Annotated in this window: 8 protein-coding genes, 1 rRNA gene and 1 other annotated feature; of the genes, 5 read left to right on the top strand and 4 right to left on the bottom strand. The window is 50.5% G+C overall.

Features of this window, described 5'->3' with window-relative positions; all coding sequences use genetic code 11:
- Window positions 1-213: a sequence feature (23S ribosomal RNA rRNA prediction is too short), on the top strand.
- A gap of 96 nt (window positions 214-309) precedes the next feature.
- Window positions 310-425, top strand: a 5S ribosomal RNA gene (rrf, locus tag C0560_RS20940).
- Between the two features lie 91 nt (window positions 426-516).
- On the opposite strand, the gene mobB is transcribed toward rrf, so the two are convergent.
- Both mobB and mobA read right to left on the bottom strand, forming a co-directional pair.
- Complete coding sequence (gene mobB, locus C0560_RS20935; protein ID WP_248859365.1) at window positions 517-1023, bottom strand: molybdopterin-guanine dinucleotide biosynthesis protein MobB; 507 nt, start codon at window positions 1021-1023, stop codon at window positions 517-519.
- A complete protein-coding gene (mobA, locus tag C0560_RS20930; protein ID WP_248859364.1) occupies window positions 1020-1604 on the bottom strand; it encodes a molybdenum cofactor guanylyltransferase MobA in 585 nt (194 codons plus the stop codon). Before mobA ends, mobB begins: the two co-directional genes overlap by 4 nt.
- A gap of 68 nt (window positions 1605-1672) precedes the next feature.
- On the opposite strand from mobA, the gene C0560_RS20925 reads away from it, so the two are divergent.
- The 3 genes from C0560_RS20925 to dsbA all read left to right on the top strand — a co-directional run bounded on the left by C0560_RS20925 (window position 1673) and on the right by dsbA (window position 3654).
- Window positions 1673-1942 (top strand): YihD family protein, encoded by a 270-nt coding sequence (locus C0560_RS20925; RefSeq protein ID WP_102105708.1) that lies wholly within the window; start codon window positions 1673-1675, stop codon window positions 1940-1942.
- 75 nt (window positions 1943-2017) lie between these two features.
- Window positions 2018-3004: a serine/threonine protein kinase gene (locus C0560_RS20920; protein ID WP_248859362.1), complete on the top strand. Its 987-nt coding sequence runs from the start codon at window positions 2018-2020 to the stop codon at window positions 3002-3004.
- A gap of 26 nt (window positions 3005-3030) precedes the next feature.
- Window positions 3031-3654, top strand: coding sequence for a thiol:disulfide interchange protein DsbA (gene dsbA / locus C0560_RS20915; RefSeq protein WP_102105706.1), 624 nt, complete (start codon window positions 3031-3033; stop codon window positions 3652-3654).
- A gap of 15 nt (window positions 3655-3669) precedes the next feature.
- On the opposite strand, the gene C0560_RS20910 is transcribed toward dsbA, so the two are convergent.
- Window positions 3670-4578, bottom strand: coding sequence for an acyltransferase (locus C0560_RS20910; RefSeq protein WP_181827056.1), 909 nt, complete (start codon window positions 4576-4578; stop codon window positions 3670-3672).
- A gap of 438 nt (window positions 4579-5016) precedes the next feature.
- Between C0560_RS20910 and polA the strand changes: the two genes are divergently transcribed.
- Window positions 5017-7809 (top strand): DNA polymerase I, encoded by a 2793-nt coding sequence (polA, locus tag C0560_RS20905; protein WP_248859361.1) that lies wholly within the window; start codon window positions 5017-5019, stop codon window positions 7807-7809.
- Window positions 7810-8121: 312 nt separating this feature from the next.
- On the opposite strand, the gene yihA is transcribed toward polA, so the two are convergent.
- A complete protein-coding gene (yihA, locus tag C0560_RS20900; RefSeq protein ID WP_102105704.1) occupies window positions 8122-8748 on the bottom strand; it encodes a ribosome biogenesis GTP-binding protein YihA/YsxC in 627 nt (208 codons plus the stop codon).
- Window positions 8749-8757: the final 9 nt, after the last annotated feature.

Below are 8757 nucleotides of genomic sequence, written 5' to 3'. Positions count from 1 at the left end.
GGGTTGTCATGCCAATGGCATTGCCCGGTAGCTAAATGCGGAAAAGATAAGTGCTGAAAGCATCTAAGCACGAAACTTGCCCCGAGATGAGTTCTCCCTGACNCNTTNAGNGTCCTGAAGGAACGTTGAAGACTACGACGTTGATAGGCTGGGTGTGTAAGTGCAGCGATGTATTGAGCTAACCAGTACTAATGAACCGTGAGGCTTAACCTTACAACGCCGAAGATGTTTTGGCGAAGCAGAGACAGNCGATTTTCAGCTGATACAGATTANTTNATGCGCAGNNATGCGTGTTGATAACAGAATTTGCCTGGCGGCTTTAGCGCGGTGGTCCCACCTGACCCCATGCCGAACTCAGAAGTGAAACGCCGTAGCGCCGATGGTAGTGTGGGGTCTCCCCATGTGAGAGTAGGGAACTGCCAGGCATTAATTAAGTGAAGAGGCCATCCGCAAGGATGGCCTTTTTGCGTTTTTGTCTTTATACAAAATTAATCCCGGACCGGCACAACAGCCCGGTTATTGCCCTGCCATCCACTCCTGAATAAACGCAACAACACCAGCAACATCATTTAAATCCAGAATCGGCACCGAAAGTGAAAGCGGAATATCACTGGCGACAGCAATCACATGCTGATCTACGGTCAATTCAGCGATTTCATGCCCTGCATCGCTTCTGAAAAGCAAAATCTTCGCTACCGACTCCTGCTTAAATCCCTCGACCAGCACCAGATCTAGCGCCGAATGATCCATTCGGCTCACCAGATAATCCAAATCCAGCGCCTCTTCTCCTGGTGTCTCCGTCATCAATGCCCATCGTTGCGCGCTGGCCACCATGGTTTGAGCCGCCCCCGCCTTTCGCAGCTCGTAGCTGTCTTTACCGGGCTTATCAATATCCATATTGTGGTGAGTATGCTTAATCAATCCTGGACGAATACCCTGCGCGCGCAGGGCCGGGATCAGCTTTTTCAGAAGTGATGTTTTCCCCGTCCCACTCCACGCGGCAATCGCTAAAACAGGTTTCATACTTTCCCCTGCAGTGTTTGCAAATCTTCCGTGGTATTCACGTTAGCAAAAGCCTCTTTCAGATCGCTAAAATCAACGGAATGACCGCCTGACTGGCGCATAAATACCATAACGCGTCTCTCCCCTGAGGCCAGGTAAGCGCGTAAATCTGGACAAAGTTTCCTGCTAATCAACGTAATCGCAGGGTGATCGCGCTCTCCGTCATGTACCCAGACGACGGGAGCGTCTTTTCGGTGTTCTATCATGCGCTCAGCAAGCACAGAGGGGATAAACGGCGTATCACATGGGCAGAAAAGAAACCATTCATCGTCTGCCTGCTGCATCACGCTCAGCATGCCAGCCAGAGGCCCTGGATAGTTAGCTAACACATCCTGATAGACGGGATATCCGCGTTGCTGATAAATATCAATGTGACGATTAGCGCTAACGGCGATTGCTCCCACCTGGACTCTCAGCGCATCGGCGACGTGCAGCCATAATGGCTTTCCATTAAGCTCCTGTAAGCCCTTATCTTTTCCGCCCATCCTCGTCGCCCTTCCCCCTGCAAGCACGACGCCGAGCACTCCCCGGCACTGATTCACGAATGTCGCCTCTTTTATTGTGGGATTGACCCTGCTAACGTGTTCCTATCAATGAAAGGAGCACTACGATGAAATGTAAACGTCTGAACGAAGTTATCGAACTTCTCCAGCCTGCCTGGCAAAAAGAGCCAGAGCTTAACCTGATGCAATTTTTACAGAAACTGGCGAAAGAGTCAGGTTATGACGGCGAACTGGCCGACCTTTCTGATGACATCCTGATCTATCATCTTAAAATGCGTGATTCTGATAAAGATGCCGCGATTCCAGGTATTAAGAAAGATTATGAGGAAGATTTCAAAACCGCGCTGCTGCGCGCCCGTGGCGTAATTAAAGAGTAAAACCTTGTAAGCGGCGCCACCGAAATCGCTGTGAAATGATATCCTGAATCATTCGTATAATTTCCGGATGATCGGATGAACGACAAGGCTTTTACTTTCCAGACATTAAACCCGGATACCATTATGGATGCTCTGTTTGAACAGGGCATTCGAGTGGATTCCGGGCTAACCCCTTTAAACAGCTATGAAAACCGCGTCTATCAATTCCAGGACGAGGATCGCCAGCGCTTTGTCGTCAAATTCTATCGTCCCCAACGCTGGTCGGCGGAGCAAATTCAGGAAGAGCACCAGTTCGCTTTCGATCTGGTGAATGACGACGTCCCGGTCGCCGCACCTATTCAGTTTAATCACCAGTCGCTGCTCACGCATCAGGGATATTTCTTTGCTGTTTTCCCGAGCCTGGGTGGGCGCCAGTTTGAGTCTGATAATATCGATCAAATGGAGTGGGTCGCTCGTTACCTGGGTCGCATGCATCAGACGGGGCGCAAAAAAGCATTCAGCGCACGACCTGTTATTGGGCTTGAGGAATATTTAACGGAGCCGCGTCAGGTGTTTGAAACATCTACGCTGATTCCCAAAGCGTTGAAAGCGAATTTCCTGAAAGCCACCGATACCCTTATTGCTGCTGTGACTGAGCGCTGGGATGATCAAACCGATATCCTGCGTTTACATGGCGACTGCCACGCGGGGAATATTCTCTGGCGCGACGGCCCGCTATTTGTTGATCTCGATGATGCCCGCATGGGGCCAGCGATTCAGGATCTGTGGATGCTGCTGAATGGTGATAAAGCCGAACAGCGGATGCAGCTTGAAACCATCATCGAAGCCTACGAAGAATTTAGTCCCTTTAATTCAGACGAAATTGCCCTGATTGAGCCTTTACGCGCCATGCGTTTTGTATATTATCTCGCATGGTTAATCAGGCGTTGGGACGATCCCGCGTTTCCTAAAAACTTCCCATGGCTTACCGGGGAAGATTACTGGCGCAGCCAGACAACCACCTTTATTCAGCAAGTTAAGGTTCTGCAGGAACCGCCACTTCAATTAACGCCAATGTATTAATCGGACACATCAGGAGAAAGTTGATCATGAAAAAAATATGGCTGGCGCTGGCAGGTATGATTCTGGCATTTAGCGCATCTGCTGCTCAATTCAGCGATGGCAAGCAGTTCACTACCCTCGAAAAGCCGGTTGCCGGTGAGCCGCAGGTGCTTGAGTTCTTCTCATTCTATTGCCCGCACTGCTACCAGTTTGAAGAAGTTCTGCACGTTTCTGATAACGTGAAGAAAAAGCTGCCTGAAGGCACCAAAATGACCAAGTATCATGTCGAGTTCCTGGGTCCTTTGGGTAAAGATCTGACGCAAGCCTGGGCTGTTGCGCTGGCGCTGGGCGTGGAAGATCAAGTCACAGCACCTATGTTTGAAGCTGTACAGAAAACTCAAACTGTTCAGACCGTTGCTGATATCCGTAAAGTCTTTGTTGATGCGGGCGTGAAAGGCGAAGATTACGACGCAGCATGGAACAGCTTTGTGGTGAAATCTCTGGTCGCGCAGCAGGAAAAAGCGGCCGCAGACCTTCAGCTGCAGGGCGTTCCGGCGATGTTCGTCAATGGTAAATACCAAGTGAATCCGCAGGGTATGGATACCAGCAATATGGATATCTTCGTGCAGCAGTACGCTGACACAGTGAAATATCTGGTTGAGAAGAAATAAAAGTGAAAACGCCGGTCACAGACCGGCGTTTTTGTTTGCATACTTAAGATCGTTTATCAGCACATCTTTATCATTCCACAGCGTGTTCAGCCACAGCTGGAAACGACGTTTGAAATTCTTATCATTGATGTAATCGCCGTGCAGCTCTTCATTCACCGGCACCAGGTTTATCCTCACCACAATACGCGTCAGTTTACCGCTTAACATATCGTAAAAAGGTGTCTCGTCATTTTCTGGATAGCACAGCGTCACATTCAGCAATTTATCGAACTGCGATCCCAGTACATTAAGGGCCATCGCAATTCCCGCCGCTTTTGGCGGCAGTAGATTCTTATAAGGGGATCGAGTTTGCTGACGTTTCAGTTCCGTAAAACGTGAGCCTTCAACGAAGTTAACGATTGTCGTCGGGTGAGCCCGAAATTTCTCACAGGAGCGACGTGTCGTTTCAACATCACGCCCTCGGCGTTCGGGATGACGAATAAGATAGCTGCGTGAATAGCGTTTCATAAACGGCATATCCAGCGCCCAGCAGGCCAGCCCGATAAACGGCACCCAAGCCAGTTGCTGCTTGAGAAAGTATTTGTTCATCGGAATATGTTTGCGAAACAGCACGCATAACACCACGATATCTGCCCAACTGTGGTGATTACAGAGCAGTAAATACCAGTTTTTCTTGTTCAGGCCTTCCAGCCCTTCGATATCCCATTGCAGATGCGGGTTCAGGCGTAGCAGCCATGCCAGCCCTTCACACCAGCAGTACATCATAAAATTGCAGAAGACTGATACCGCGCGCCAGACAGCAGGGACAGGCAGTAATAGTTTAATGATTCCGGCGACGATGATCGGCACTGAACAGGCGATGGTAACCAGGATCGTTAAAAAGATGCTTAACAGTAATGTTACTGCAGCGAGTAATCTCGACATGATGAGCTTTTTCAGGTAGTTAGCTGTAATCTGGCAGCCAAACCGGTGCCGCAGGGCGCTGATTTTACCAGAAAACAAATAAAAGCAGGGGCTTTCACTCCACGATACCGCAGGATCTGCACCTTAACAGATTATTTGTCTGTCATACCTTATTAGGCTCTTCTTATATCCACATAGAGCAAATAGTCATCAAATGGAAATATAGCGATCGGATCTATTTATAACTAACTGATAATATTCTATAAAAAAATCATACGCGATCTGGAAATGACAATATTCTTCATATGAATTAAAAGTATGCACAAACTTATCCACAGTTTGATTTTGCGAGCGATCCCGACGATCGCAAAATCTTTTCCTGTATTCGGTGCTAAAAACTGATGTTTTCATCCTTCTGTGGCATCCTTTAGCCATAAATTGATTAAAGGCACGGACATTATGGTTCAGATTCCAGAAAACCCTCTTATTCTCGTCGACGGCTCTTCATACCTGTATCGGGCGTATCATGCGTTTCCTCCTCTGACCAATAGCGCAGGGGAGCCAACCGGCGCGATGTATGGCGTGCTGAATATGCTGCGCAGTCTGATCCTGCAATACCAGCCGTCACATGCGGCGGTGGTATTCGATGCGAAGGGTAAAACCTTCCGCGACGAGCTTTTTGAGGATTACAAATCCCATCGCCCGCCGATGCCAGACGATCTGCGCGCGCAAATCGAGCCGTTGCACACGATGGTAAAAGCGATGGGCCTGCCGCTGCTGGCAGTTTCTGGGGTAGAAGCGGACGACGTCATCGGTACGCTGGCTCGTGAAGCAGAGAAAATGGGCCGTCCGGTGCTGATCAGTACGGGTGATAAAGACATGGCGCAGCTGGTTACGCCTGGGATCACCCTCATCAATACCATGACCAATACCATTCTTGGGCCGGAAGAAGTCGTCACCAAATATGGCGTGCCGCCAGAGCTAATCATTGATTTCCTCGCCTTAATGGGCGACTCCTCGGATAACATTCCTGGTGTGCCAGGTGTCGGCGAAAAAACCGCGCAGGCGCTGCTGCAAGGCCTGGGTGGGCTGGATACGCTGTATGCCGAATCAGACAAAATCGCCGGCCTGACGTTCCGTGGTGCAAAAACCATGGCAGCGAAGCTGGAGCAGAACAAAGAGGTGGCTTACCTCTCCTATAAGCTGGCCACCATCAAAACCGACGTCGAGCTGGAACTTACCTGTGAGCAGCTCGAAGTTCAGCAGCCGGTGGCGGAAGAGCTTCTCGGCCTGTTTAAGCATTATGAGTTCAAACGCTGGATAACAGACCTCGAAGCCGGTAAATGGATGCAGGCAAAGGGCGCAAAACCTGCCGCGAAGCCAAAAGAGACAATCGTTGTTGATGCCGATGAGGACGTCGAAGAGGCCGCCAGTACGCTCTCCTTCGAAAACTACGAAACGGTGCTGGAAGAAGCGCAGCTTATCGCCTGGATCGAGAAACTGAAAAAAGCGCCGGTTTTTGCCTTTGACACCGAAACCGACAGTCTGGATAACATCTCCGCCAATATGGTGGGCCTTTCCTTTGCCACAGAACCAGGCATCGCCGCCTATGTCCCGGTCGCGCATGATTATCTGGATGCTCCGGATCAAATCTCCCGTGACCGCGTGCTTGAGCTACTCAAACCGCTGCTGGAAGATGACAAAGCGCTTAAGGTCGGGCAAAACCTGAAGTATGACCGCGGTATTTTACAGAACTACGGCATCGAGTTGCGCGGTATTGCCTTCGACACCATGCTGGAGTCTTACATCCTGAACAGCGTGGCGGGCCGCCACGATATGGATTCACTGTCCGATCGGTGGCTCAAGCATAAAACCGTCACCTTTGAAGAGATTGCCGGAAAGGGCAAAAACCAGCTGACCTTCAACCAGATCGCCCTGGAAGAGGCGGGCCGCTATGCGGCGGAAGATGCGGACGTAACTCTGCAACTGCACCTGAAGATGTACCCGAAACTGCAAAAGCAGGAAGGGCCGCTGAATATTTTCGAAAATGTCGAAATGCCGCTGGTCCCGGTGTTGTCTCGTATTGAGCGTAATGGCGTCAAAATTGATCCTGCGGTACTGCACAAACATTCGGAAGAGATCAGCCTGCGTCTGAATGAGCTGGAACTGAAAGCGCATGACATTGCCGGCGAGCCTTTTAATCTCGCGTCCACCAAACAGCTGCAGACTATTCTTTTTGAAAAACAGGGCATTAAACCGCTGAAGAAAACACCTGGCGGCGCGCCGTCCACCTCGGAAGAGGTGCTGGAAGAGCTGGCGCTGGATTACCCGCTGCCGAAAGTGATTCTGGAATACCGCGGCCTCGCGAAGCTAAAATCGACTTACACTGATAAGCTCCCGCTGATGATCAATCTAAAAACCGGCCGCGTTCATACCTCCTACCACCAGGCGGTTGCGGCGACCGGGCGTTTATCATCGACCGATCCTAACCTGCAAAACATTCCAGTTCGTAACGAAGAGGGGCGACGCATCCGTCAGGCATTTATTGCCCCGGAAGATTATCTGATCGTCTCGGCCGACTACTCGCAAATCGAGCTGCGCATCATGGCGCACCTGTCGCGTGATAAAGGTTTGCTGACGGCGTTTGCGGAAGGCAAAGATATCCACCGCGCCACGGCGGCAGAAGTGTTCGGTCTGCCACTGGACAGCGTGACCGGCGAGCAGCGCCGCAGCGCGAAGGCAATTAACTTCGGCCTGATCTACGGCATGAGCGCTTTTGGCCTCTCTCGCCAGCTCAATATTCCGCGCAAAGAGTCGCAGAAGTACATGGATCTCTACTTTGAGCGCTATCCGGGCGTGCTGGAATACATGGAGCGAACTCGCGCTCAGGCGAAGGAAAAGGGCTATGTGGAAACTCTCGATGGCCGTCGTCTCTATCTGCCGGATATCACCTCCAGTAACGCTGCGCGCCGCGCCGGCGCTGAACGTGCGGCAATCAACGCACCGATGCAGGGGACCGCAGCAGACATCATCAAACGCGCGATGATTGCGGTTGATGCCTGGCTGGAAAAGGACAAACCCCGCGTGAAAATGATCATGCAGGTACACGATGAACTGGTGTTCGAAGTGCACAAGGATGATCTGGAAGCGGTCTCGAAAAAGATCCACGAACTGATGGAAAGCAGCATGAAATTAGATGTGCCACTGCTGGTGGAAGTTGGGAGCGGAGACAACTGGGATCAAGCTCACTAAAGGTCCGATGACTAAGACGCTGTTTATGTAAGTAAGCAACATAACAGCGTGGTTTTTGTGACGATTATTAGATTTACCTATGTAAAGAGTGAAAAAAAACTACAAAAAGTGCTTTGTCCAGCGATAAAAAAAGAGTAGAGTTAACGACGTAGGGTACAGAGGTAAGATGTTCTATCTTTCAGACCTTTTACTTCACGTAATCGGATTTGGCTGAATATTTTAGCCGCCCCAGTCAGTAATGACTGGGGCGTTTTTTATTGCGGCAAAGAAAATATTTGGACAAAAAAAACGCGGACATCGCCGCGCTTTTTATCACTCTTCCGCTTCTGTCGCGGGTTCCAGATCGTTAAACCAGCTATCAAGCTTATGACGTAAAACGTCCACACCCTGCTTTTTCAGCGATGAAAACGTCTCAATTTGCACGTCACCGCCAAATTCTACCGCGGCTTCGCGCACCAGTTTTAACTGTGCTTTACGCGCACCGCTCGCCAGTTTATCGGCTTTGGTCAGCAGCACCAGAACAGGGATTTCGCTGGCGACGCCCCAGTGGATCATCTGCTGATCGAGATCTTTAAGCGGATGGCGGATATCCATCAGCACAACCAGCCCTTTCAGGCACTGGCGTTTTTCCAGGTATTCACCCAGCGCGCGCTGCCATTTGATTTTGATCTCTTCTGGCACTTCTGCGTAGCCGTAACCGGGTAAATCCACCAGGCGCTTACCATCAGCGACTTCAAACAGGTTAATCAGCTGGGTACGACCTGGTGTTTTAGAGGTACGCGCCAGGCTTTTCTGGTTCGTCAGTGTATTCAGGGCGCTGGATTTGCCCGCGTTGGAGCGGCCAGCAAATGCCACTTCGATACCTGTATCAGGCGGTAAGTGGCGAATATCAGGCGCACTGGTGACAAAATGCGTCTGTTGGTAGTTCCAGGTAGTCACGTGGTCGTC

This window comes from Lelliottia sp. AC1, from assembly GCF_023278595.1.
Classification (GTDB): Bacteria; Pseudomonadota; Gammaproteobacteria; order Enterobacterales; family Enterobacteriaceae; genus Enterobacter; species Enterobacter nimipressuralis.
This window is presented reverse-complemented; position numbering and strand designations above follow the sequence as displayed.